The organism is Sediminibacillus dalangtanensis, assembly GCF_017792025.1.
GTDB lineage: Bacteria > Bacillota > Bacilli > Bacillales > Amphibacillaceae > Sediminibacillus > Sediminibacillus dalangtanensis.
On record NZ_CP046956.1, the window covers coordinates 2,219,994 to 2,242,568 of the forward strand.

Annotated in this window: 25 protein-coding genes, 1 tRNA gene and 2 riboswitches; of the genes, 14 read left to right on the forward strand and 12 right to left on the reverse strand. The window is 42.6% G+C overall.

What is annotated here, in order from left to right:
* Positions 1-21: 21 nt before the first annotated feature.
* From ERJ70_RS11200 to ERJ70_RS11210, 3 genes are read right to left on the reverse strand one after another with little or no spacing between them, the layout of a single operon-like run.
* Positions 22-1,083, reverse strand: a complete 1,062-nt coding sequence (locus ERJ70_RS11200; RefSeq protein WP_209364970.1) for a M24 family metallopeptidase — start codon at positions 1,081-1,083, stop codon at positions 22-24.
* A 5-nt stretch (positions 1,084-1,088) separates the two neighbouring features.
* The gene (gene aroQ, locus ERJ70_RS11205) at positions 1,089-1,529 is read right to left on the reverse strand and encodes a type II 3-dehydroquinate dehydratase (RefSeq protein ID WP_209364971.1); all 441 of its coding nucleotides are present in this window, start codon (positions 1,527-1,529) and stop codon (positions 1,089-1,091) included.
* Between the two features lie 59 nt (positions 1,530-1,588).
* Complete coding sequence (locus ERJ70_RS11210; RefSeq protein ID WP_209364972.1) at positions 1,589-2,107, reverse strand: YqhR family membrane protein; 519 nt, start codon at positions 2,105-2,107, stop codon at positions 1,589-1,591.
* 499 nt (positions 2,108-2,606) lie between these two features.
* Between ERJ70_RS11210 and ERJ70_RS11215 the strand changes: the two genes are divergently transcribed.
* A complete protein-coding gene (locus ERJ70_RS11215) occupies positions 2,607-2,993 on the forward strand; it encodes an SA1362 family protein (protein WP_074596982.1) in 387 nt (128 codons plus the stop codon).
* A 92-nt stretch (positions 2,994-3,085) separates the two neighbouring features.
* On the opposite strand, the gene fosM is transcribed toward ERJ70_RS11215, so the two are convergent.
* The 3 genes from fosM to ERJ70_RS11230 form a co-directional block, all read right to left on the reverse strand.
* Positions 3,086-3,508, reverse strand: a complete 423-nt coding sequence (gene fosM, locus ERJ70_RS11220; RefSeq protein WP_209364973.1) for a FosM family fosfomycin resistance protein — start codon at positions 3,506-3,508, stop codon at positions 3,086-3,088.
* 786 nt (positions 3,509-4,294) lie between these two features.
* The gene (mntR, locus tag ERJ70_RS11225) at positions 4,295-4,717 is read right to left on the reverse strand and encodes a transcriptional regulator MntR (protein ID WP_074601087.1); all 423 of its coding nucleotides are present in this window, start codon (positions 4,715-4,717) and stop codon (positions 4,295-4,297) included.
* 160 nt (positions 4,718-4,877) lie between these two features.
* Complete coding sequence (locus ERJ70_RS11230; RefSeq protein WP_209364974.1) at positions 4,878-7,445, reverse strand: vitamin B12-dependent ribonucleotide reductase; 2,568 nt, start codon at positions 7,443-7,445, stop codon at positions 4,878-4,880.
* Positions 7,446-7,903: 458 nt separating this feature from the next.
* Here ERJ70_RS11230 and ERJ70_RS11235 point away from each other — a divergent pair, with 458 nt between their 5' ends.
* On the forward strand, positions 7,904-8,296 hold the full coding sequence (locus tag ERJ70_RS11235) for a rhodanese-like domain-containing protein (RefSeq protein WP_209364975.1): 393 nt from the start codon (positions 7,904-7,906) through the stop codon (positions 8,294-8,296).
* 136 nt (positions 8,297-8,432) lie between these two features.
* Here the strand turns inward: ERJ70_RS11235 and gcvPB are convergent, their stop codons facing one another.
* The 3 genes from gcvPB to gcvT are packed head-to-tail and all read right to left on the reverse strand — an operon-like array spanning position 8,433 to position 12,363.
* Positions 8,433-9,896 (reverse strand): aminomethyl-transferring glycine dehydrogenase subunit GcvPB, encoded by a 1,464-nt coding sequence (gcvPB, locus tag ERJ70_RS11240; protein WP_209364976.1) that lies wholly within the window; start codon positions 9,894-9,896, stop codon positions 8,433-8,435.
* Positions 9,889-11,235 (reverse strand): aminomethyl-transferring glycine dehydrogenase subunit GcvPA, encoded by a 1,347-nt coding sequence (gene gcvPA / locus ERJ70_RS11245; RefSeq protein WP_209364977.1) that lies wholly within the window; start codon positions 11,233-11,235, stop codon positions 9,889-9,891. Before gcvPA ends, gcvPB begins: the two co-directional genes overlap by 8 nt.
* A gap of 24 nt (positions 11,236-11,259) precedes the next feature.
* Positions 11,260-12,363 (reverse strand): glycine cleavage system aminomethyltransferase GcvT, encoded by a 1,104-nt coding sequence (gene gcvT / locus ERJ70_RS11250; RefSeq protein WP_209364978.1) that lies wholly within the window; start codon positions 12,361-12,363, stop codon positions 11,260-11,262.
* 115 nt (positions 12,364-12,478) lie between these two features.
* A riboswitch (glycine riboswitch) is annotated at positions 12,479-12,559 on the reverse strand.
* Between the two features lie 3 nt (positions 12,560-12,562).
* Positions 12,563-12,653, reverse strand: a riboswitch (glycine riboswitch).
* 161 nt (positions 12,654-12,814) lie between these two features.
* Here gcvT and ERJ70_RS11255 point away from each other — a divergent pair.
* On the forward strand, positions 12,815-14,488 hold the full coding sequence (locus tag ERJ70_RS11255; RefSeq protein WP_209364979.1) for a DEAD/DEAH box helicase: 1,674 nt from the start codon (positions 12,815-12,817) through the stop codon (positions 14,486-14,488).
* Positions 14,466-15,278 (forward strand): YqhG family protein, encoded by an 813-nt coding sequence (locus tag ERJ70_RS11260; protein ID WP_209364980.1) that lies wholly within the window; start codon positions 14,466-14,468, stop codon positions 15,276-15,278. Before ERJ70_RS11255 ends, ERJ70_RS11260 begins: the two co-directional genes overlap by 23 nt.
* Positions 15,279-15,577: 299 nt before the next feature.
* On the opposite strand, the gene ERJ70_RS11265 is transcribed toward ERJ70_RS11260, so the two are convergent.
* Both ERJ70_RS11265 and ERJ70_RS11270 read right to left on the reverse strand, forming a co-directional pair.
* Positions 15,578-15,757 (reverse strand): YqzE family protein, encoded by a 180-nt coding sequence (locus ERJ70_RS11265; RefSeq protein ID WP_209364981.1) that lies wholly within the window; start codon positions 15,755-15,757, stop codon positions 15,578-15,580.
* Positions 15,758-15,778: 21 nt separating this feature from the next.
* A complete protein-coding gene (locus ERJ70_RS11270; protein WP_209364982.1) occupies positions 15,779-16,294 on the reverse strand; it encodes a shikimate kinase in 516 nt (171 codons plus the stop codon).
* Positions 16,295-16,402: 108 nt separating this feature from the next.
* Here ERJ70_RS11270 and comGA point away from each other — a divergent pair, with 108 nt between their 5' ends.
* The 9 genes from comGA (at position 16,403) to ERJ70_RS11315 (ending at position 21,134) form a co-directional block, all read left to right on the forward strand.
* Entirely contained in the window at positions 16,403-17,419 is a 1,017-nt protein-coding gene (gene comGA, locus ERJ70_RS11275; RefSeq protein ID WP_209364983.1) for a competence type IV pilus ATPase ComGA, read from the forward strand.
* A gap of 7 nt (positions 17,420-17,426) precedes the next feature.
* Positions 17,427-18,443 (forward strand): competence type IV pilus assembly protein ComGB, encoded by a 1,017-nt coding sequence (comGB, locus tag ERJ70_RS11280; protein ID WP_256439094.1) that lies wholly within the window; start codon positions 17,427-17,429, stop codon positions 18,441-18,443.
* 16 nt (positions 18,444-18,459) lie between these two features.
* Complete coding sequence (gene comGC, locus ERJ70_RS11285) at positions 18,460-18,765, forward strand: competence type IV pilus major pilin ComGC (RefSeq protein ID WP_209364985.1); 306 nt, start codon at positions 18,460-18,462, stop codon at positions 18,763-18,765.
* Complete coding sequence (gene comGD, locus ERJ70_RS11290; RefSeq protein ID WP_209364986.1) at positions 18,762-19,196, forward strand: competence type IV pilus minor pilin ComGD; 435 nt, start codon at positions 18,762-18,764, stop codon at positions 19,194-19,196. Before comGC ends, comGD begins: the two co-directional genes overlap by 4 nt.
* Complete coding sequence (locus ERJ70_RS11295) at positions 19,183-19,533, forward strand: type II secretion system GspH family protein (RefSeq protein ID WP_209364987.1); 351 nt, start codon at positions 19,183-19,185, stop codon at positions 19,531-19,533. The genes comGD and ERJ70_RS11295 overlap by 14 nt, the downstream gene beginning before the upstream one ends.
* Positions 19,496-19,924: a ComGF family competence protein gene (locus ERJ70_RS11300; RefSeq protein WP_209364988.1), complete on the forward strand. Its 429-nt coding sequence runs from the start codon at positions 19,496-19,498 to the stop codon at positions 19,922-19,924. The genes ERJ70_RS11295 and ERJ70_RS11300 overlap by 38 nt, the downstream gene beginning before the upstream one ends.
* The gene (locus ERJ70_RS11305) at positions 19,899-20,288 is read left to right on the forward strand and encodes a hypothetical protein (RefSeq protein WP_209364989.1); all 390 of its coding nucleotides are present in this window, start codon (positions 19,899-19,901) and stop codon (positions 20,286-20,288) included. Before ERJ70_RS11300 ends, ERJ70_RS11305 begins: the two co-directional genes overlap by 26 nt.
* 410 nt (positions 20,289-20,698) lie before the next feature.
* Positions 20,699-20,770 (forward strand) — tRNA-Gln (locus ERJ70_RS11310).
* Positions 20,771-20,891: 121 nt separating this feature from the next.
* Positions 20,892-21,134 (forward strand): DUF2626 domain-containing protein, encoded by a 243-nt coding sequence (locus tag ERJ70_RS11315; protein ID WP_209364990.1) that lies wholly within the window; start codon positions 20,892-20,894, stop codon positions 21,132-21,134.
* A gap of 70 nt (positions 21,135-21,204) precedes the next feature.
* On the opposite strand, the gene ERJ70_RS11320 is transcribed toward ERJ70_RS11315, so the two are convergent.
* Positions 21,205-21,825, reverse strand: coding sequence for an MBL fold metallo-hydrolase (locus ERJ70_RS11320; RefSeq protein WP_209364991.1), 621 nt, complete (start codon positions 21,823-21,825; stop codon positions 21,205-21,207).
* A 153-nt stretch (positions 21,826-21,978) separates the two neighbouring features.
* Here ERJ70_RS11320 and ERJ70_RS11325 point away from each other — a divergent pair, with 153 nt between their 5' ends.
* Positions 21,979-22,149 (forward strand): DUF2759 domain-containing protein, encoded by a 171-nt coding sequence (locus ERJ70_RS11325; protein ID WP_209364992.1) that lies wholly within the window; start codon positions 21,979-21,981, stop codon positions 22,147-22,149.
* Positions 22,150-22,575 lie beyond the last annotated feature (426 nt).

The window sequence follows — 22,575 nt, forward strand, 5'->3', positions numbered from 1 at the left end:
TTTCCTCCTTCATTCCCTCAACTATAAGGTTATCAATTCTTTCGGTGCGAAGCTAAGAGATTTATTTCCTTCCTTGGTCACCAAGGTATCATCTTCAATTCGACACCCTCCGACATTAGGAACGTAAATTCCCGGTTCGACAGTCACGACCATTCCCTCTTCAAGAACCTGCCCGCTCCGATGTGACAAAGCAGGACCTTCATGAACGTCTAGTCCGAGACCGTGTCCGGTAGAGTGTCCAAAATAGTTTCCGTATCCTTTTTCCTCAATATAATCTCTTGTCAATGCATCCGCTTCTTTACCTGTTATTCCAGCTTTTATTCCTTCCATTCCTTTTAATTGAGCTTCCAAAACAGTATTATAAATTGTTTTTAATTCACCACTAATATCACCTACAGCCACCGTCCGGGTGATATCCGAAGCATAACCTTTATAAAGGGCGCCAAAATCAAGGGTAACAAGTTCGCCTTTCTGAATTTCCTTTTCTGAAGCCACTCCATGCGGAAGAGCTGAACGCAAACCGGATGCAACAATGATATCGAAGCTTGAAGAGGTCGCCCCTTGCTTCCTCATAAAGAACTCAAGTTCATTCGACACATCAATTTCCTTAACTCCAGGCTTGATAAAAGTCAAAATATGTTCGAATGCAGCGTCGGCAATTTGTGCGGCAGCTTTAATAATATTAAGCTCTTCTTCCGATTTTACTAAACGGAGTTTTTCTACCAAACCGCTGGTAGGTACAAGTTCGGCTTCAATCTGCTCGCGGTACTGCTCATAAAGGCCATACGTCATATCAGCTTTTTCAAAGCCGAGTTTCTTGCTGCCCATCTTCTTCACTTGATCGGCAACCTCTTGATGAATCGGCTGCTTATGTTCGATAATTTCAAAATCCTTTACCTGTTCACCGGCCTGCTCCGTATAGCGAAAGTCAGTGATAAATAGTGCCTTATCAGCACTTACCAGCACAACTCCAGCCGTCCCGGTAAATCCGGTTATGTATCTGCGATTTTTTGCACTCGTAATTAACAATGCATCTAAATTTTGATCCTTTAGCGCCTGTCTTAGCTTCTCCAGTTTCCCCATCCTCTTCATCCTTTCTTGTTTTCTTCCAGAAATGCTAAAGCTGCCAAACGATATCCTGTCGTTCCCAGTCCAACCACTTGACCATAGCATACTGGTGCAAGCATGGAATGGTGACGGAAAGCTTCCCTCTGATGTATGTTGGAAATATGAACTTCGATGACTGGGACATCCATACCACTGATTGCATCCCGGATAGCGATGCTAGTGTGCGTAAATGCTCCTGGATTGAAAACAACCCCCTGGTATGTACCCTCGGCATCTTGCAAACAATCAATTAATTCCCCTTCGTGGTTCGATTGGAAAGTGTCCAATTCCCATCCATAGGCAGCGGTTAACTCTTTTATCTCTGCATGTACATCTTCCAAGGTTGTTGAGCCATAAATCGACGGCTCTCGTTTGCCAAGCCTGTTCAGATTCGGACCATTCAACAGTAATAATCGTTTCATTGCAACTTCCCCATCCCTTTACCATCTATACTGATACATCATCTTTCAGTTTATCATAATTAACTATCCTTTGAATAATTTTTTCCCCCGGCCCTTTGGGCATCCTGATAATTGTAAGCGATCGAATAACCGATAAAGGTGCCATACAACAAAAACAGGCAGATGGTTGTCACTACCGTATCGCTGTCCAGCCTCGTCATTTTCGGGACATTGGGAAAAATCGGATGCAGTAGATAAAAAACCAGGAACCATAATGCAATACCGAAAATAGCACTTGGCCAGATTCCTTCTACCGTTTTCATGAAAAAGTAAAAAATAGCGGCTGTCCCAATCGACAACAGGCCTATTACGAAGATAGAAATCAACTCACCAAGCCAGCCATCTGTCCAGGCCATAGTCAGCCAGGGTCTGAGAATGAAAGTTGCTGGTGAATAGGAAGTAAAATTGAAGAATGACGCGACAAAACCAATGAAGCTCCATAGCACACCTCCGAAAAAACCAGTGAACAAGGCTTTCCGGAAAAAGGAAACAGATTTTTCCTGTTTATTTTGCTCTAATTTTTCGTTGTCTTTATACATGGATAACACTCCCTTCCTTTATAAGAATGACCAATAACCTTCATTTTCATCCATCTACTCTTTCGTGCACTAAAAAAATCCGCTAGTTATCTAAATATTTTTTTAGTAAAATAAAGATATGGTTTCACACTGTGACACGGCCAAGAATTCTTTTCGGAAAATAGAGAACGATATTGAATAATTTTTGGTCTGTCAGGGAAGAATTTATTCGTGAGTGACAACAAGCTTTTTCCCGAAAATGCTTCATTAATTGAAAAGAAAAATCCACCTATACGGTGTAAAATCTTCCTATTCGGGAAACGTTATTAATGAAGTCTGCTATCGTACTATATTTCGATCATCTGCTTCCTGCATCAACCACCCATACATTTTTTGTTCTTTCAATTTTTTTCTTTGGAAAAATCCAATTAAGAGGATAAAAGACATTCCCTTAGTGGTATACAGGATAGTAAGAGAAATCGAAATGGTTATTTCGCTGGTGAAAGGAGGACTTGATTAGATGACTCGCAGTAAGATGTCCCTTTTTATTTATTTACTGATCGGCCTTGCTATATTTGGGTTTGCTGCTCAGCTGTTAACTAATACAAGCGGATTATTAATGAATTTGGTCATGATGGTAGCGGTCGGCGCTGCATTATACGGGGTCGTTTACTACTTTTTCATCCGCAAGCGTACATCGAACGAATTAAAAAAGTATAAGAAGGCAGTAAAGCAATCGAAGATGAAGTACAAAGGGGAAGATGCGGCCAGCAAAAAAACATTTTCTCAGGCTGCCAAAAAGAACGCCCCGCTCCTGAAACAGAAAAAAAACAACCGTGCCCGGGCCACCCATTTGCGGGTGATTGACGGAAATAAACACAAACGCAAAAATCGAGCTTCTCTGTAAGCTCGATTATTTTTATGTTTCCATTCGATAATGATTAGTTATGCATCAATTATTTATTAAGCTTTTCTTGGGAAGAACAAAACGGAATTCTGTTAGGAGAAAAATTCCATATGCGGCATAGCCTGCCGATAGTAATCCAATCGATCCTGCAGTGTACCAGTATGAAACTCGAATTTGTGTCCATCCGGGTCTGTAAAATAAATAGAGGATTTATCCCGCTCATCACGGCTCCTGCCTTCCAAAATGGAGACTTCTAGCTCCTCTAATTTTCTGCATGCTTGTTCGAATTCCGACTCTTCGATCGAAAAAGCGATATGTGTATAGGACTGATGAATTTCCCTTCTCGGAATTTCTTTTTCAACATTGAGGGCAAGCCATAGCCCGTTTAAATCAAAATAAGCAGTATTCCTCCCCTTTACGAGCAGCTTGGCGTCGAACACATTTTGGTAAAAAGCAATCGACCTCTCCAAATCCGTTACCGAAAAAAGCAAGTGATTAATGCCTTGCACGTTCATAATTTCACCTCTTTCGTGTAAAAAATGTAAATAAAAGCTAACCCACATTGCCGCCAGCCTTTGTTCCGGACTAGGAGTGGGACAAAAGATAGAAACTGCGCAGTAACTGTAATGTGAAGTGTTATTGCCTATTAAAGAGTGGTAACCACCGCTTCGGTATCATACTTCGCTTTCCGCGGGCACGGCTTTAGCCAACTTGGAAAAAATATCGCTTTACCAAGTGGATCTTCAGCTCGCGCTTTTCCCGCAGTAGTCTGCGATGCTCCCTGCGCTAAGAAGCGTGCTGATTTTATCGCAAGCGTACAATCTTTACCCTTTAGAGCCAACAAGACTTCTTAAAAACGCCTGTCAGGAAATGTGTACACCTCTTCTTGAAAAACAGTTGGGATCCCGTTTCTCTTGGACTTTCTGCTTGTTTTTCAAGCTATGTCTATTATGTAGTACCAAGTGAATAAAGAAAATGTCTAGTACACTCGTTTAGAAACAGGAATCTGTTCCTAGCGGAGGAAATACCTGGAGACTCCAGCGGGTGGAAAGGCCTCGGTGAAATCCCGCAGAGCGTTAGCTCGAGGAAGCTCACCAGCCGCCCGCGGAAAGCGCAGGGTATTTCCGCAGCGCCGAACTCCAACTCAATAAAAGTAGGAAGTTAGGAAGACGCATTCAAACTATGTCGTAGTTTATGTTTACTAGGATGTAACAAACTAAAGCATACAAAATATCCGAAAAAGCTTCTATTTAAAAAGAAGTATTATACCAAAAGATGTAATACTTCTTTGCTAAGTTGCATTATTGATTTTCTGCTTTTTGGTGAATGGCTTCCAGTTCCTTCACTCTCGCTTCATCTTCTTCAAAATATTGCACCAGGTCACCGATTCGATCGATCGAATTCCAGCTTAAATGATGCTCGATTCCTTCGACATCCTCATAAATGTTTTCTTTATTTACACCAATCAATTCTAAGAACTGCTCCAATAACTCATGCCGATATACTAACCGCTTACCAACCTTTTTTCCTTTCGCTGTCAAGATCAGTCCACGGTATTTTTCATAATTCAAATATTCATCTTTATCCAGCTTCTGAACCATTTTTGTGACGGAGGATGGATGAACATGCAAGGCTTCCGCTATATCAGAAACGCGTGCATATCCTTTCGATTCAATCAACAGATAAATTTGCTCAATATAGTCTTCCATGCTTGGTGTTGGCATAATAATCCTCCATTCGCTTCTTCAATCCAGTTATTCCCTCTATGTAAAAGCATACAATAGTTTATACATGCAGACAAGCAGACAACCGCAAGGTATTTATTTTCCATATTAACGGTCCTAGCAAATAAGAAAGGGCGGCAAATGCCGCCCTTTTGGTTACTTATAATCCACATTTCAGCTGTGCATTGCAATTCGTACACGTGTTACAGCCACCTATGTCTTCCACTGTTCCTTTACGACAAACGGGGCATGTATCGCCGACTTCCGAGCCAATCGTCACGTTGGTTTTTTCCAATTCGTGGATGGTATCCATCAAAACGACATGTGGCTTGTTGCCAGCAGTTTCCTCCTGTTGCTGAGCTTCTTCATCAAAGCTGTTTTCTTCCGCTTTCAGGGTAAGCACTTGGGTGTCCCGGCTGCCATCCACGTAGACGGTTCCGCCTTTGGCACCCCCGTTATAGAGTCTACGGTAAACACTTTCTACTTGTTCAACCGAGTAACCTTTCGGAGCATTGACAGTCTTAGAAATAGAACTGTCTACCCATTTTTGAATCACACATTGGGTATCTGCATGCGCTTCTGGAGATAGCTCCATTGCCGTAACAAACCAATTCGGCAGATGGTCGGCATCTTCTCCAGGATGCCTGTCCAAATATTCCTGGACAATATCTGCTTTCACTTCAATAAATTTACCTAAACGGCCGCTACGGAAGTAAGAGAAGGAGAAGTATGGCTCCAGACCAGTAGAAACACCGACCATTGTACCTGTACTTCCTGTCGGAGCTACCGTTAGAAGATGCGAGTTACGGATTCCGTGGTCCAAAATACCTTGACGGATATCCTCCGGCAGTTTCTCTACATAGCCAGTTTGTACAAACCGTTCGCGCAGCTCCCTGGTTTCTTGTTCTGTATCTCCGATCAGGAACGGGAAGCTGCCCTTCTCCTTCGCCAATTCAATCGATGTGCGGTAAGCAGTAGTTGCAATCGTTTCAAAAATTTTATCGACAAGCTGATTGCCTTCCACTGAACCATATTCCGTTTCGGTATAAATCAAAAGATCATGCAGACCCATAACCCCCAGACCGACACGGCGTTCGCCTAATGCCTGTTTTTTATTCTCATCAAGAAAGTATGGTGTAGCATCGATGACATTATCCTGCATTCTTACCCCTGTACGAACAATGCTCTTTAGTTTTTCAAAATCGACCTGTTTATTTTCCTTATCGGCCACAGAAGCAAGGTTTACCGCAGCCAGGTTACAAACAGAATAAGGCGCAAGCGGCTGTTCTCCACATGGGTTGGTGGCAACAACTTGCTGTCCATAAGCCTTGGCATTTGTCATGTCATTCGCGTTATCAATGAAGAAAATACCGGGCTCTGCAGAATAAGTGGCACAGATATTGATCAGATTCCACAATTCCTTCGCTTTCATCCGGCGATAAACCCGGACGCCGTACCCCTGTTCTTCCCAGCTACGTACATCGCCGATCTCATGCCATTTTTCATTATAAGCCTGCATCTCTTCCGGCGTATAACCTTCTACATTCGGAAATCTAAGTTCATAATCCATATCCTTTTCGACTGCTTCCATAAACTCTTTTGTCAGGCATACGGATATATTTGCCCCTGTCAAAAATTCAGGATTATGAACACTGTATGTACCTCCTGTGTTCAGCTTCTCTTCGGCTTCTTTAATAGCATTTTCCGTAAAACCTCCCAAACCAGGCATGTTTTTATAGTTGACAATTCCTTGGTAAAGGTCTATTTCCGTCGGAGTTAACGGTGTGAATTTCAGCTTTTCCTGCGCCAGCTTTTTAATTTGCTCGTCCTCTGTATTTTCTATCAAGAATCGGAGAATCCTCGGGTTTTGCATTTTAGAAATAATAAATTCAATGATATCTGGATGCCAGTCTGCCAGCATAATCATTTGTGCTCCCCTACGAGAACCGCCTTGCTCCACAAGATGGGTCAACTTAGCGATATCATCCAGCCAGGAAACAGAACCGGAAGATTTACCATTCACCCCACGTGCAAGGGTATTGCGCGGACGCAGCGTGGATCCGTTCGTACCGACGCCTCCCCCCCTGCTCATTATTTCCATGACTTGCTTGCGATGATCAGAAATCCCTTCACGCGAGTCTTGGATAAATGGCATAACATAACAGTTGAAGTAGGTCACATCAGTTTCTGCTCCTGCTCCATATAATACGCGTCCCGCTGGAATAAAATGCATATTGGATAATTCATGATAAAAGCGCTCAAAGGCTTCCTGTTGCTTTTCTTCCGTTGTTTCTACCTTTGCGAGACCTGTTGCGTTCCGCATGGCAATTTGTTCATAATAAATTTCAAGTGGTTTGTCAATCACATCCAACGATCTGCTGACAACACCGGTATTCGCTTCTTCCGGATTATCCAGCACAGAAACAAAATCCTTGTCCACCTGAATTTCAGCACGTTTTGACTGCCAATCGATCGATTTGACAAAACCATATCCCCGCGCCGGAAACTTAGGGTCTGCTTTTACCGTCAACACGACAAAATCGCCTGACTTCAACGTTGCTTTCTCTGTATCCTTGAAAGCATACCTATCTAGCATTACTAAACGCGATACACCTTTATGGGTAATTTTCATGTCCTTGGTGATTGGATGCACCTGCTCAAATAAGGCGATATCCTCGTTTAATTGGTCGACATTAATCTGCATGTTTACTTCTGTGATGGTTTTCATATATGCATCACTCCTTCTTCCCTTTAAAAACAATTTAAGTATAGTATTCAATTTACCACATCTCCAAGAAATAAAACAATATATTGTGTTTTGTTTTTTAAAAACATACTATATCTTGTTAAGTGGAACGAAACGAACAAGATTTGTCAAAGATGAGAAACCGCAATTATAAACGTAAATCCGAGATAAAAAAAGAAAATGGGTTAAATTTTTTGGAAAACCACTTTTTTTATTAGTTGCGTTTTTTGGCGTATTTTGTTGAATGGCAAGTAAACCTGTAAGACCGCAAAAAAGAAAGCTTATTAAATAGGATAAGATAGAAAAAATTTTTTATAACCCGATTTTTGACGACATCATTCGGAATGAATAGAACAGGAAGTCACCGAAATATCCTTTGAAAAAAACGAATAACATGCCTATAATATAGGTTGACGCTAAAGAAAATGGGGGAACAGATTATGGGAATTGAATTTCTGTTGATTTTGCTAATTGTGATAGTAGGGTTCGGTATATATAGATACTTTAAACAAAGAAAAATACTGAAAACCTTATCGGAAGAAGAGTTCCGTCAAGGCTACCGAAAAGCCCAATTAATTGATGTAAGAGAACCGAAAGAATTCGACGGGGGACACATCCTGGGGGCACGGAATATCCCGCTTTCCCAGCTGCGGAACCGTTTGACTGAACTAAGAAAAGACCAGCCAATCTATATGTATTGCCAAAATGGGACAAGAACCGCAAGAGCTGCCATTCTTTTACAAAAAAAGGGATACAACGAATTGTTCCAGCTTCAGGGTGGTTTTAAAAAATGGAACGGCAAAATCAGAAAATCAAAATCTTCACAGTACTAAAATGAAAGACAAGCCTCATCGTGGTGAACTCTATCAACAGAGGTTTGGCTTAAGACCTCGACGGGGTAGGTGCTGCTGGAGCTAGACAAAAAAAGAAAGCGGCCTGCCCGAATTTTTCGGACTGGCCGCTTTCTTTTTATGATTCCCTATAGTAACGGAGAACTGGTTTTCTGGCCGCTGTGGTTTCATCCATTCGCTTCACTACCGTATGATAAGGCGCTTCCTGGACAAGTTCCGGGTCGTCCTTTGCTTCATTGGATATTTGGATCATCGTATCAATAAATCCATCCAGTGTTTCTTTAGATTCTGTTTCGGTAGGTTCTACCATCAGCGCTTCTTCCACGTTCAGCGGAAAGTAAATCGTCGGAGGATGATATCCAAAATCCAACAAGCGTTTTGCAATATCAAGCGTACGTACCCCCATTTTTTTCTGACGTTTTCCAGAAAGGACGAACTCATGCTTACAGTGCTGGGTGTAAGGCAGGTCATATTCCTCTTGCAAACGCCTCATCATGTAATTTGCGTTTAAAACGGCAAATTCGCTAACCTTCTTCAATCCTTCTGCTCCCATCGTACGGATATACGTGTAAGCCCGCAAATTAATCCCGAAATTGCCGAAATAAGGCTTCACTCTCCCGATGGAATCTGGTCTATCTTCGTCAAAATAGTATTCGCCACTTGCTTCTGTCAAAATCGGCTTCGGTAAAAACCTAGCCAATTCCTCACTCACTCCTACCGGTCCGGAGCCCGGTCCTCCCCCTCCATGAGGTCCTGTAAAGGTTTTATGAAGGTTTAAGTGAACGACATCAAATCCCATATCCCCCGGTCGCGCATAGCCCATAATGGCATTGAGGTTGGCACCGTCATAATAAAGCTTGCCGCCAGCCTGATGAACGATTTCTGCCATTTCCAAAATGTTTTCTTCAAATAAACCAAGCGTATTTGGATTGGTCAGCATCAACGCAGCCGTATCCTCGCCGACTACGCGTTTTAGATCGTCTAAATCCACGGTTCCCCGTTCGTTGGATTTTACTGTTACCGCGTCAAAACCGGCGACAGTAGCTGATGCAGGATTGGTTCCATGTGCAGAATCAGGTACGATGACTTTCGTGCGATTCCGATCTCCGTTTGCCTCATGATATGCCCTGATCATCATCAGCCCGGTCCATTCTCCCTGAGCTCCTGCTGCAGGCTGCAGCGTCACTTCATGCATGCCTGTGATAGCTGCTAGAGACGTTTGCAAGTCATACATCATTTTCAAAGCACCCTGGACAGTTTTCGTGTCCTGGTATGGATGGATATGACTGAACCCTTCCAACCGTGCGACGTCCTCGTTCATCTTCGGATTATACTTCATCGTGCAAGAACCTAATGGATAAAATCCCGAATCCACTCCATGGTTCCTTTTTGATAAAGCGGTATAATGGCGGATAATCTGCAGTTCACTTACTTCTGGAAGATCCGGTGCCTCCTCGCGAATATAAACAGGATCCATTTCCTCTTTCAGGTCGAATTCCTCGATTTCTAATTCCGGTAGGCTGTAGCTTGTTCTCCCAGGCTTGCTATGTTCAAAAATCAAAGGAAAATCTCGTTTATCCATGAATATCCCCCATTTCTTTTGCGAAGGCATCGATTTCTTCTTTGCTCCGATTCTCTGTGACTGCTACCAGCATATGAGTAGCAAGTTCAGGGTATGTCTTCGCCAGGTCATATCCGCCTATAAAGCCCTTGTTAAGCAGGCGTTCGTTCATTTTTGATACAGGCATCTGGATGTCGACAACCAGTTCATTGAAGAACGGTCCTGTAAAAACACTCTCCACTCCCTGCTCTTTAAGCTGTTGACGTAAGTACCTGGCCTTCTGCATATTAAGCCATGCCATCTTTTTGATGCCTTGCTTTCCTAAAGAACTCATCGCTACAGAAGAAGCAAGAGCATTCAAAGCCTGATTGGAGCAAATATTAGAAGTCGCCTTGTCCCTGCGGATATGCTGTTCTCTTGCCTGTAAGGTGAGCACAAAACCACGCTGGCCGTCTTCATCAGTGGTTTGACCAACCAGCCGCCCGGGAACTTTCCGCATCAGTTTCTTTGTTGTTGCAAAATAGCCACAATGCGGACCCCCGAATTGAGCTGGAATTCCAAATACTTGCGTATCCCCTACGACAATATCTGCTCCAAAAGCTGCAGGCGGGGTCAAGTATCCCAAAGCCAAAGGATTACTGGAAACAATGAACATCGCTTTCTCGTTTTCTAACAACTGCTGCAGCTCGGCAAGCGGCTCTATTTGTCCAAAGAAGTTCGGATACTGTACAATGACACCTGCCGTGTTATCGTCCATTTCTGCCTTCAAGGCTTCTAAGTCCATCATGCCTTCCTTGTGGCCGATCTCTACTATTTCGAGTCCTGGACCTTTTGCATAAGAAGCAATCACCTGCCTGGACTCGGGATGAACTGTATTTGCAACAATGATCTTCTGACGTTTGGTCTGTGACGCACTCAGATTTGCCGCTTCTGCAAGAGCAGTGGGACCATCATACATAGAGGAGTTGGCTACATCCATCCCCGTTAATTCACAAATCATTGTCTGAAATTCAAAAATGGCCTGCAATTCTCCTTGAGAAATTTCCGGCTGGTAAGGAGTGTATGCTGTATAAAATTCTGATCGGGAGATAACGTGATCGACGATTGACGGAATGTAATGGTCATAGACACCTGCACCTAGAAAGGAAACATGCGACTTTAAGCTGACATTTTGCTTTGATAAACCAGCCAGCTCCTTGAGGAGTGCTGGTTCATTGGTCGGTTCTTTTATATCCAATTCACCATGAAAGCGCACTTTTTCAGGCACATCCGAAAATAATGCTTCTGTTGATTCGACACCGATCGTGCGCAGCATTTCCTGCTTATCTTCATCGGTCATCGGTAAATAGCGAAACTCCATTGTTTTTCCCCCTTAGCGATGTTTTTAAGATCTTTTATAAAATGGTGTCGGAACTACTTTGGCTTTCAACAGACGTTTTCGCACCTGCACAAAAACCTCTTCTCCCTGCGTTGCATGATTCGCCCGAATTAAAGCAAGCCCGATGTTTTTCTTTAAAGTCGGCGACTGGGTACCTGTTGTGATAAATCCGATTTCCTCTTCCCCTGCGTACACTTTGTAGCTGGTACGGGGAATCCCTTTATCAATCATTTCTATTCCTACCAATTTTCTTGGCGGGCCATTCTCTTTTTGCTTTTTCAGGACATCTTTCCCGATGAAATCAGCCTCTTTCTCGGTCTTGACAGCAAAGCCGAGACCAGCTTCAATGGGGGTTATTTCCGGGGAAAGTTCCTGCCCGTAGAGTGCAAGATTCGCTTCAAAACGAAGAGTATCCCGTGCTCCGAGCCCGACTGGCTGGAGGCCATCTGATGCACCTTCTTCAAGCAGTCTTCTCCATAGCTGTACGCCAGCCTCGGGTTCTATGTATATTTCAAATCCGTCTTCCCCTGTATATCCAGTACGTGCCACGATTGCTGTACCTTTTACATCGGTAAATGGTACATCCATTTCAAAGCGGAAAAAACGTATGGAGGAGAGGTCAGCATTCGTCATTTTTTGCAAAATTGTTTCTGCTTTCGGTCCTTGGACAGCCAATTGGACATACTGGTCTGATACATCCTTGACGGCCACCCCATCCACTTTGTGTTGTTGAAGCCAGTCATAGTCCTTACTTCTGTTTGCGGCATTGACCACAAGCAGATACTTCTGCTCAGCCAGCTGGTAAACAATCAAATCATCAACCGTTCCTCCATCCGGATAACACATCATCGTGTACTGTGCTCGTTTCGGGGTGAGCTTGTATACATCATTTGTTAAAAGTTTCTGCAAAAAACGCTCCGCATCCCGGCCTTCTACAAGAATCTCTCCCATATGGGAAACGTCAAAGAGTCCAGCCGCCGTTCTTGTGGCCTCATGCTCCTTCTTAATCCCGGTAAATTGTACTGGCATTTCCCAACCACCAAAATCGACGGTTTTGGCTCCGCTTTTTTCATATTCCGGAAATAAAGGGGTTCTTTTTAATTCTGCCATTCTATCAACTCCTTCTAAATAATCATCCATAACTACAACAATGAAACACTGGCTGCCGGCAGACACCACAGCAAACCAAACATAAAAGGACAGAGATTCTCCCAAGCAGGAAAATCTCTGTCCTTTCACCAGAAAGTTTCGCCATTTCGATTGGCTTGCTTCTTAGGTGGTTTACATGCGTAAACACTCTCCAGAGCTGCGTCCTATAAGAGTCTTTTTGCCTGAGAGATTCACATTTTGTTTGCTCCTTCGGCGCTATCTTCGCAGATAGTCTCTCCTCTTATATTCATTCGCTATATTAAATTAACCGTATACGGACATAATAAGGATGATGCTGCAACCAGGATGATTATGTCATAATGTTTACACTTTTTTAAATTCAGCATCATTATACCATAGCAATCAGCTGGTATGGGAAGAATTTTTCACTATTTTTGAAAGGGGAAACGAGATGAACATTCAGCTAAACAATGATAATGCTTTCATAGAAGAATTTGAATCCGCATTACAACAAGATGGACCGTTTTCTTCCTGGCAACTGTTTCAGATGTCCTATCGTGCAGCACAAACGACCCTGACACCTGAATTTACTGGGTTGACCGCTCCTAAACATCTACCACATATGGAGTTTTTGCCGCATCAGCTGGACTGCGCCAGGCAGATTATCGAAGAAATGAACGGGAGGGGATTGTTGGCAGATGAGGTCGGTTTGGGTAAAACAATTGAAGCCGGATTGATTTTAAAAGAATACATGATCAGGGGTTTGGTTAAAAAAGCACTGATTCTTGTACCCGCTTCCCTCGTAAATCAGTGGGTGCTGGAACTCAGCCAAAAATTCTATATACCTGCCGTATCCCAAGGAAAACGGCCGGTGTGGGACCAGAACAGTATCATTGTGAGCTCGATGGATACAGCCAAACGCCAGCCACACCGCGATATTATTCTAGAACAGGAATACGATTTCATCTTAATAGATGAAGCTCACAAACTCAAAAACCACAAAACCAAAAACTATGAGTTCGTTCGTGCCTTGAAGAAGAAATACTGCTTGCTTCTGACTGCAACACCAGTACAAAACAAACTTAGTGACATTTTCAACCTTGTCTCGATTCTAAAACCTGGACACCTTGGTAATTATGAAGACTTCACTGCCACATACGGAAAAGACCGTAACAATTTATTTAACGACGAGCATCTCAAGCAGCTTATTCAAAAAGTGATGGTACGGAACCGAAGACAAGATACAAAGGTCGACTGGACAGAGCGTAAAGTCCAGACAGTCTGGATCACTTTTAGCGAAGCCGAACAACAGGCTTACAATCAGTTAACATCCATTACCAGTAAAGCAGATACGTTTTCTTCTATCACTTTGACAAGAGAATTGTGCTCTTCTCGGGAAGCTTGTTATTTATCCATTAAAAAAATGCTGCAGCAGGAAAAGCAGGTCGCCAATCGGGAAGCGTATCAGGATTTTCTGAAAATAATAGAAGGGCTGCCACACCATGCCAAGGCCGATAAGGTGGTTGAACTAATCGGAAATACAGATGAGAAATTCATCATTTTCACGGAATACCGGGCAACCCAGTTGTACTTGCAGTGGTACTTACAGCAGCACGGCATCTCTTCCGTACCGTATCGGGGCGGTTTTAAACGTGGCAAAAAAGATTGGATGAAGCAGCTTTTTCAAAAACATGCGCAGGTTTTGATTGCCACTGAAGCCGGCGGTGAAGGGATCAACCTTCAATTTTGCAATAACATGATAAATTATGACTTACCTTGGAATCCCATGCGTTTGGAACAACGAATCGGAAGAATCCACCGATTCGGTCAGCAGCAGGATGTCCATATATACAACTTCGCGCTCCGCAACACGATGGAAGAACATGTGCTGAACTTATTGTATGAAAAAATCCACTTGTTTGAACGGGTGGTAGGCAATCTCGATGACATTCTTGCCGAATTGGATATAAAAGACGTCGAGCAGGAAATTCAGACAATCTTCAGGGAATCAGAAACAGAAGGAGAAGCCAAAATCAAACTGGACAACCTCTCTTCCGTTATCTCTTTGCGACAAGACCAATTACAAGAACAGGAGGATTGGGATGGCAATCGAGAATCTTCATAAATTTCTTACCGACTACTTTCTGGCCAATCAATGCGAATTACTGGAAAACGACAATGGAAAAGTGACCATTCAGCTGACAGATAAAATGGATGAACTGATTATGAATCGGCCGTTTTACTGGCACTACATCAAACAAATCGGCCAACAAGGCCAGCCGATGAAAATTACGTTTATAACAAATCCAGACAGACAAAATGAACAAGGTGAATGGGTGCATTTCGGCAGTCCCAGGTTGCATCAAATTTTCCGTACTTTATCGAAACAAGGAAAGATAACCAGACAGTATGAACAAACTGGATCGATGCACCGTCAGCCGCTGATTCCCTGGCTGGTTTTGAACATAAAAGTCAGTTATCAAGGAAAGCATAAAAAGGACGAATTATTGTCTTATGGATTGCAATTGATTAACGGAACGCTGGTTAGTCCAATGATGGAGAAGCTATCCAAGTTAAACCTACAGCCAGTCATACCTGATTATTGTTATACAATTTCTCCGTTGATTCACAACAAAAGCGCCTATCAGCGATTGATTCGCTATGTGCAGGATTACCTTCGGACAAAGGATTATACGTGGGCGAAGGAATCATGGGACCATCTTTATGCCGAAGGAAAACTGCTTGAGCATTTCTATAAGCAAGACCAGACAGATGAGGAAAAACAGAAAGAGTTACAGCAGGCACTAAGCGAAATCGAAAGCAGATTCCGCCCTCGGATTTCCATTGACATTATCAACGGCGGCCTTTTTTACCTGACCCAGGACAGTTCAAACGTTGCTCGTTCAAGTAATTAAATCATACGCATTGCTCTCGCGGAAAAATGTTATATTTCCTGATGAGCGGGAAAGGAAAATTATCCGAAAACTGTTTTTACGTTTCTTTTCCCTACTATTTGAACACTTAATTCAAATCCGGGGAGAAGACGTGAGAATCCCGAGGGTAGAGCAACTACTAAAACTTCATAGAAAAGCAGGACTTTCTCTTGGGCGAAGAACATAAAAAACGCACTATTTTCATCCAGGGCCGTTTTGACATTTCCTCTTCAAAACAATGTATCCACTAAAAAAGTAACAGACCGTCAAAAAACAGCCTGTTACTTTTTCTTTTTCATGAGCAAACGAAAAGCAAACGGAAGTAAACCCAGCCAATGATCAGAAACTTCGTTGCGCTCTCTCTTGCTGTACTGTTTTTTCTTTTTCCGTTGGTCATGCGGTGTATCCATGTACTTCACGATTTCCTGTGTCATGAACTTTACATAATCGTTTCCGGACACTTTATTCACCTCTATATTTTCTTATATTCCTAGCATGTCCGTATTTTCCTTTCTTATAAGCTGGTATATTTCCTCGGCCACCTGTTCGGGGCTTTTTCCATCCGTTTTAATCAGACTGTCAGCTGTTTGGCGGTATTTTTCCATTCTACGCTCATATAGTGCAGTTTTATCGTGTTTTTTCCAGAGCGGACGTGATTCATCCTTTCCTAATCTGCGCTCAATTTCAGCTAACGAAGTGTGCAGATAAACAACGAAAACATTTTCCTTCAGCCAGCTCCTATTCACCTCGGACTCCACGATACCGCCACCCGTTGCTACCACAGCATCCGTTTTGGGCATTTTCATCAATGTATCGGTTTCCTTCTCACGGAAAACCGTTTCCCCCTGGGACTTAAAAATTTCAGGGATTGTCTGTCTGGTTGTTTGCTCGATCTGCTGATCTGTATCCAGTCCCGGTATAGCCATTTTCTCAGCCACCAAACGTAATACACTTGATTTACCGCTGCCCATAAAGCCAATAAGATAAATTGCTTTCATACTTCCTCTCCCCCTGGATTTCCTAAAAATTTTTTATTTAATTGCAGGAAAAAAACGATATTCGTCGAAATAATCTTTATCCTAAATGAAAGTGAGGTGATTAAAGAAGTGACCATCGCTGTCACCTTCTCTGAAAAATTGCTTGCGGCTGCCATTTCAGCCCATGCCTCCGACATCCACTTCCTCCCCTCTGCAATTGACACCGAAATTTTCTTTCGCATAAGAGGCGAACGTAGCCTCTTCAGCAAAATACCAGTTAGACACTATAAACAAATACTCAGTTACTATAAGTTTACCTCAGGAATGGATATAGGAGAAGTCCGTAAGCCGCAAAGTGGCACCATCCCGTTTACGATTGACAGTGGTCCGTCCTATTCCCTTCGCTTGTCCACACTCCCAGTAAATCATTCTGAAAGTTTGGCCGTGCGTATTCTTCCCCAAACGGACACCCCTCCTCTCGAACGGTTGTTATTGTTCCCTTGGCAGTTAACAAAGCTGTACAGGTTGGTTTCAGCCAGCTCTGGAATCATCCTCCTGACTGGGCCCACCGGAAGCGGGAAGACTACTACACTTTATGCCTTGTTACAATCCTTGCTTGATAAATTCTCCCCTCAAGTGATCACACTCGAAGATCCAATTGAAAAGAACTTGAACAAAGCTATCCAAGTTCAGGTGAATGAAAAAGCAGGCATCACCTTTCAAACAGGTCTAAAGGCCGTGTTGCGGCATGATCCAGACATTCTTATGATAGGAGAAATCCGTGATAAGGGAACAGCCCAAATTGCCGTCCAAGCTGCTTTTACAGGTCATCTCGTTTTATCCACACTTCACGCCAAGGATGCCTATGGCACAATCAAACGGCTGCTTGACATGGAAATCAACGAGAATGATCTTCACCAGGTTTTACTTGGCGTCTGTGCTCTTCAGTTGTTGCCGATCCAACTGCCCGGTTCTGGCAACAACCGTACAGCCGTGCTGGAATTACTGGAAAACGCTATCCTGGCCGAGGCAATAAGCGGTCACAATCCCTATCATTCCCCTGCTTTTGCTACATTTTCCCGACTAAGGAGGAAAGCGTACGCATATGGTTATGCTGATCAAACAATTTTCGACGTTGGTTTCTAACAGTAGGATGAAATTATCCACCAAAGAACAGCTTGTCCTGCTGCAACGCCTCAGCAGGCTGATTAAGGGGGGTTACTCATTGATGGATTCCCTTCTGATGCTGGAGTGGGACCCAAAATTAAAGCGTGCGTCCTGTTCCATTTCTCGTTCTTTGGCCGATGGAAAGAGTATCGACAAGGCATTCGAACAAGCGCATTTCCATCAGAATATCATTTCCTATTTATATTTTGCCAGAAAAAATGGCGATCTAGAATCCATGCTTCACCACTGTTCAGAGACAATGGAGAAACAGCTTGCTCAATTCGAACAGTTTCAAAAAACTTCCCGATACCCTTTTATCCTGATTGGATTTTTTACTGTGTTGCTCTATTTCATCAAGACTTCTGTTTATCCAGCTTTTACACAGATGGTCCTCTCTGTATCAGGTGATACACCAGCAATCACCACCTATTCCATTTTATTCGTCGACTTTCTGTTTACGTTCTCCGCATGCATGGCTGCAGCCGCACTCCTTTTTGTCCCTGTTTGGCTATTGTGGAAGGCCCGGATACCGATTGATTTGCACATAAGGATACTTCAAAAAGTTCCTTTGTGGTACGGATTTCAGCGAATGAAAACTACATTTCTGTTTGCCATACACTTAGGAGCTCTTTTGAAGAGTACCGTGCCATTGAAAGACGCCCTGATCATTATGCAAAACCAAAGCCACCATCCAATACTCGCCCACTATGCGATGATCATTACAGAGAATCTCAATCGTGGGATCCATATTGCCACTGTCCTTCCAAACCTACCCCTTTTTGAAACAGAGCTTTTCAGTATTTTTCAAAAAAATAACAATGCCAAAGAATTGGAGCATGATTTATTGATTTACGCTGATTTTTTAATCGAAAGTCTAGAGGATAAATGGAAAAAGATGATTGCCTTGATCCAGCCGCTTACATTTTGTCTACTCGCAGGGTTGATAATTTTTGTCTACTTATCGATTATGATGCCGATGTTCCAGTTGATAAATTCAATCTGACAAAAAGGAGACTATTATGAAAAACGAAGAAGGTTTCACGTTAATTGAGATGTTAATCGTTTTAACGATTATTTCCATTCTGTTAATCCTCATATTGCCTAATCTTGCCGAAAAGAACGAAGAGGTCCAGACAAAAGGCTGTACTGCACTCGCAGAAATGGCCTCCAGCCAAATACAAGCCTATGTTTTGGATCACGGAAGCGAACCAGACTCTATTTCTCAACTGTTGAATGAAAATTACTTAAAAACAGATACGTGCGCCAACGGAGCGAAACAAATTCAACTTTCACCAACTGGAGAGGTTGAGATTGTCTCACCATGAAAGCAGGAGGCTTTACCTTCATCGAAGTGATGGTTGTATTAAGTTGTATCGTTGTACTTACAGCTGTGGGTACCACGCTCCCCTTGCACCTATTTGAGAAACAAGAGACAAACGATTTCTTTCAGCTATTCGACAGCGACCTCATTTACCTGCAGCAATCAGCAATGCTGTCTTCCGAAAGAAATGCCCTTTACCTCGATCCGGAAGGTCACGAATACACCATTCGCACAGGCGGTACAGCTAGAATTATTTTATCCAGAAAAATACCGAAAAGCTGGAATATTGAGTTGAGAACACTTAAAATGCCACTTTCCTTTAATTCCAAAGGAACCATAAAACAACCGGGAACTATGATCATTCATACAAACAAAAGGCGATACAAAGTGGTTTTTCCGCTCGGTAAAGGGAGGCACTACTATGAGGAATTGTAGCGGATTTACCACCGTCGAAGCATTGGCGGTTTTCTCTCTTTTTCTCATGGTTTCTGTCACGCTCCTGCCAAGCTTCCTTCAAATCAAATTGGAGGATCATCAATTATTGATAAAAAGGCAAGTGCTATCGCAGCTTCATGATGATTTAATTGAAATCGCTTATGGAAAACACCAGGAAAATCCGGAACAACAAAATTACCAGGAAACCTGGATGGGAGTGAAGGTGACGTACACATTCGTCAAAGAAACCGATTTAACGAAAGGATGTGCGAAATGGAAGTATGCTAAACAGGAAGATCATGAAGTTTGTCTATATGCTTATCCCGCAAAACAGTAAGGGATTTACACTCATTTCGCTTCTGTTCGGATTAGCTATCTTATTAATGGTTCTTCCCTGTGTCGGTATATTTTATCAATCGCTTCCCACGGAGAACCATTATCAGGAACAAGCCGTAAGACTTGCCTTTCAATTTCTAGCTGATCAGTCGGAACAATCTGTGGAAATGCGAGTAGAAGGAAACGACCTATTATTTGAATCTGAAGAGGGTTCCATTATCTCGATTAGCCAGTATGAGGACCTATTACGAAGACAAGTATCTGGAGAAGGACATGAAATATTGCTGCGAAATGTATCCGATTTTTCGACAGAACTGCTGCCATTTGGCTTAAAAATGACCGTGGTGATGGGTGGAGGAGAACAATATGAAAAAATCATTCGTTATCCTTAAACAAGAAAAAATCAATCAGCACGGTTTTATATTCCCATATGTAGCCTTTGCCTCCGTTGTTGTCATTATGACATTGATCAGCGCGGTTGCTCTCCTCCATAATCAGCAGTTGGAAACTTACCAGTATTATGAACAGCTCAAGTTGGATACACTTCTGCAAATGGGGAAAGAACAACTACAAACCGAGCAGCATGCTTGGGATAAAAGCTGCCCTGCTCCTTGGAAATACACATATCCATCTGGCACTACTACCATTCGCTGTGAACAAATAATAGATGGAGTCTTCACAGCGACCTTTACCATGGAAACCAACAGCGGTACAACCGTCAACAAATTGGTTAACTTCAAACTAGACTCACCATGATCAAATTTTTTATACGTACTGCCTTGGTAGGAAACCCTATTACGGCACCTGCTAAAATCGTACGATGTGGATGCCGTTATTGCGTGTAGTTGAAATACTGGATCGCTCGTTTTATGATGAAGATCCCCCCACAAGTAGATGATCACTGTGGGGCGATCTTTCAACTTTATCATCCATCCATTTGCAGTACGTACATTTTTCATTGCTTTCTGAAACAAAAAGAACCGACCATTCACACCAAAGTTCTGACAGTCTCCTTCTCCAAAAAAACAGTCGATGTGCCGCTTCTCCTTCTGTTGTTTTTTTCCTGCTTTCCTAGTTGGATTGCTCTTTAATCTTTTTGCATTAATTTTTGGTGAATAGACGTATAATTTACACCCTATCCATCCATCCTAACAGTGTACAAACATTGGGCTATAGCCAAGCGGTAAGGCAGCGGGTTTTGATCCCGTGATTCGCTGGTTCGAATCCAGCTAGCCCAGTTTGTTTTCGCATGATGATATTATTTCCCTTCTCTCCCGGAAATGATAAGATTGATTTACAATCTTACCATACTCGTTTATAATAACCATGATACATAACCTTGAAAAGGAGGGGAAAAGTATGGATAGAATGTATCGCGTTCTTGCTTTTTGGACGGGTATTTTCACAGTCATGTTTTATATAGGTGATATGGAAAGCCTCGCTGTTTTGTTCCTTGCTCAGACAGTTTTCTTTATTGCTGTAAGCTACTTGAAGCTCTCTGAACGCATGTACATGTACTTATTCGGTGGCTATTGCACCCTGTTCTTTATTGGTTTTACCTATTATACGAACTTCATACTCGTTCCCGGATTTGGGCACTAAAAACATGAAGCTCTGGACCTTTTCAAAGAAGGCCAGAGCTTTTTGCTTTTCACTGATTCCCACCATATGCTCAACCGACAAATTGGTTATGTACCTTTTCATCGCCGATTACCGTTTCTGGACCATGTCCCGGGTAAACAGTATAGTCATCAGGCAAGCTGAACAATTTACTTTTAATTGTTTCTACCAATACTTCAAAGTCCCCTCCAGGCAAGTCGGTTCTCCCGATTCCTCGTTGAAACAAGGAATCGCCTGAAATGACCCATTTTTCCTTTGGAAAAACGAAAGCCACCCCACCCGGAGAATGACCGGGGGTTTCCAGTACGTTGAACGAGAAGGGGCCGATGGACATCTCACCGCTCTTTACATACCTATCAGCAGGCCCGGCGGATATCGGCTCCATACGGAACAAAGCTGAACCATTCAGATTCGGATTGGACAGCCAGTCAGCCTCTGCATGATGCACAAAAACAGGAATCTGATACCTGTTCCGTACGTCTTCTACAGCACCAATATGGTCAAAGTGTGCATGTGTCAGCAATATGGCAATCGGTTTTATATTTGCCTCTTCCAGGTACGCGTTTAGTTTATCGGCGTCTCCTCCCGGATCTACAACCATGGCGTCCTTGTCTTTAATGACAAGGTAGCAATTAGTGCCTAACGGGCCAAGGGGCATTTTCTCTATCTTCATGTTACCACTCCTTCTAAAAACAGTATAAATCGTCCGTGTATATCTCGACAAATCATTTAATTTGTTTTAAAATGTATGAGGAGATTATATCTACTACATATTAATATTGATTGTTCCTGAAGCTACTTCGGGAATTCAAGGAGGTTATCGATAGTGGTATTGGCAATCCTGTTATTGATTGTAGCTATTTTATGTGCTGTTGCTGTATTACGTGAATTGAAAGCTAAAAATATGTTTGCTGTTCTATTTGCCGGATTATCTACTTTAGTGTTCGGATGGTTTTCCATTATGACGGTTTGGGCAGAATTGTTTCAAAACGTATAACCAGATTGAAGAAGCTATAATGATTAAATCCCTTGCCCTTTTGGACAAGGGATTTTTCTTTCCCCTGCTTCTTTTCACGTTTATCTTTACTGGTTCTCTATTAAAAGAGGTGGTGTCATTTTCACTCCACGGTCTCTTTATCGAAAGGCTTATTCTATAAAAATGACGATTTGCTCAAGCTGCAGAGGGAAATAAACCCGCTTTACCGGACGGCGCCTCTAGTTAGCCTCCTCACAAAGCCCGCTGTTAGGTCTCGATCGCCCGTTTGTCCACAGGAGTTTTTTTTTCCGTTGCAATACTTCAAACTACAGAATCTTTTTGACCGCTTGCTGCCATAAAATTTTTGCTTTGACCACTGAAATTGTTCACCTCTCAATTTACCCGACATGAAAAGGATACATGAACGACTGTAAAATTTCTTATTTT

Bases quoted from the DNA above. Each gene is read 5' to 3' on its own strand.
- ERJ70_RS11200 (WP_209364970.1), bottom strand. From the start codon at position 1,083: ATGGGGAAACTGGAGAAGCTAAGACAGGCGCTAAAGGATCAAAATTTA.
- aroQ (WP_209364971.1), bottom strand. From the start codon at position 1,529: ATGAAACGATTATTACTGTTGAATGGTCCGAATCTGAACAGGCTTGGC.
- ERJ70_RS11210 (WP_209364972.1), bottom strand. From the start codon at position 2,107: ATGTATAAAGACAACGAAAAATTAGAGCAAAATAAACAGGAAAAATCT.
- ERJ70_RS11215 (WP_074596982.1), top strand. From the start codon at position 2,607: ATGACTCGCAGTAAGATGTCCCTTTTTATTTATTTACTGATCGGCCTT.
- fosM (WP_209364973.1), bottom strand. From the start codon at position 3,508: ATGAACGTGCAAGGCATTAATCACTTGCTTTTTTCGGTAACGGATTTG.
- mntR (WP_074601087.1), bottom strand. From the start codon at position 4,717: ATGCCAACACCAAGCATGGAAGACTATATTGAGCAAATTTATCTGTTG.
- ERJ70_RS11230 (WP_209364974.1), bottom strand. From the start codon at position 7,445: ATGAAAACCATCACAGAAGTAAACATGCAGATTAATGTCGACCAATTA.
- ERJ70_RS11235 (WP_209364975.1), top strand. From the start codon at position 7,904: ATGGGAATTGAATTTCTGTTGATTTTGCTAATTGTGATAGTAGGGTTC.
- gcvPB (WP_209364976.1), bottom strand. From the start codon at position 9,896: ATGGATAAACGAGATTTTCCTTTGATTTTTGAACATAGCAAGCCTGGG.
- gcvPA (WP_209364977.1), bottom strand. From the start codon at position 11,235: ATGGAGTTTCGCTATTTACCGATGACCGATGAAGATAAGCAGGAAATG.
- gcvT (WP_209364978.1), bottom strand. From the start codon at position 12,363: ATGGCAGAATTAAAAAGAACCCCTTTATTTCCGGAATATGAAAAAAGC.
- ERJ70_RS11255 (WP_209364979.1), top strand. From the start codon at position 12,815: ATGAACATTCAGCTAAACAATGATAATGCTTTCATAGAAGAATTTGAA.
- ERJ70_RS11260 (WP_209364980.1), top strand. From the start codon at position 14,466: ATGGCAATCGAGAATCTTCATAAATTTCTTACCGACTACTTTCTGGCC.
- ERJ70_RS11270 (WP_209364982.1), bottom strand. From the start codon at position 16,294: ATGAAAGCAATTTATCTTATTGGCTTTATGGGCAGCGGTAAATCAAGT.
- comGB (WP_256439094.1), top strand. From the start codon at position 17,427: ATGAAATTATCCACCAAAGAACAGCTTGTCCTGCTGCAACGCCTCAGC.
- comGC (WP_209364985.1), top strand. From the start codon at position 18,460: ATGAAAAACGAAGAAGGTTTCACGTTAATTGAGATGTTAATCGTTTTA.
- comGD (WP_209364986.1), top strand. From the start codon at position 18,762: ATGAAAGCAGGAGGCTTTACCTTCATCGAAGTGATGGTTGTATTAAGT.
- ERJ70_RS11295 (WP_209364987.1), top strand. From the start codon at position 19,183: ATGAGGAATTGTAGCGGATTTACCACCGTCGAAGCATTGGCGGTTTTC.
- ERJ70_RS11300 (WP_209364988.1), top strand. From the start codon at position 19,496: ATGAAGTTTGTCTATATGCTTATCCCGCAAAACAGTAAGGGATTTACA.
- ERJ70_RS11305 (WP_209364989.1), top strand. From the start codon at position 19,899: ATGAAAAAATCATTCGTTATCCTTAAACAAGAAAAAATCAATCAGCAC.
- ERJ70_RS11315 (WP_209364990.1), top strand. From the start codon at position 20,892: ATGGATAGAATGTATCGCGTTCTTGCTTTTTGGACGGGTATTTTCACA.
- ERJ70_RS11320 (WP_209364991.1), bottom strand. From the start codon at position 21,825: ATGAAGATAGAGAAAATGCCCCTTGGCCCGTTAGGCACTAATTGCTAC.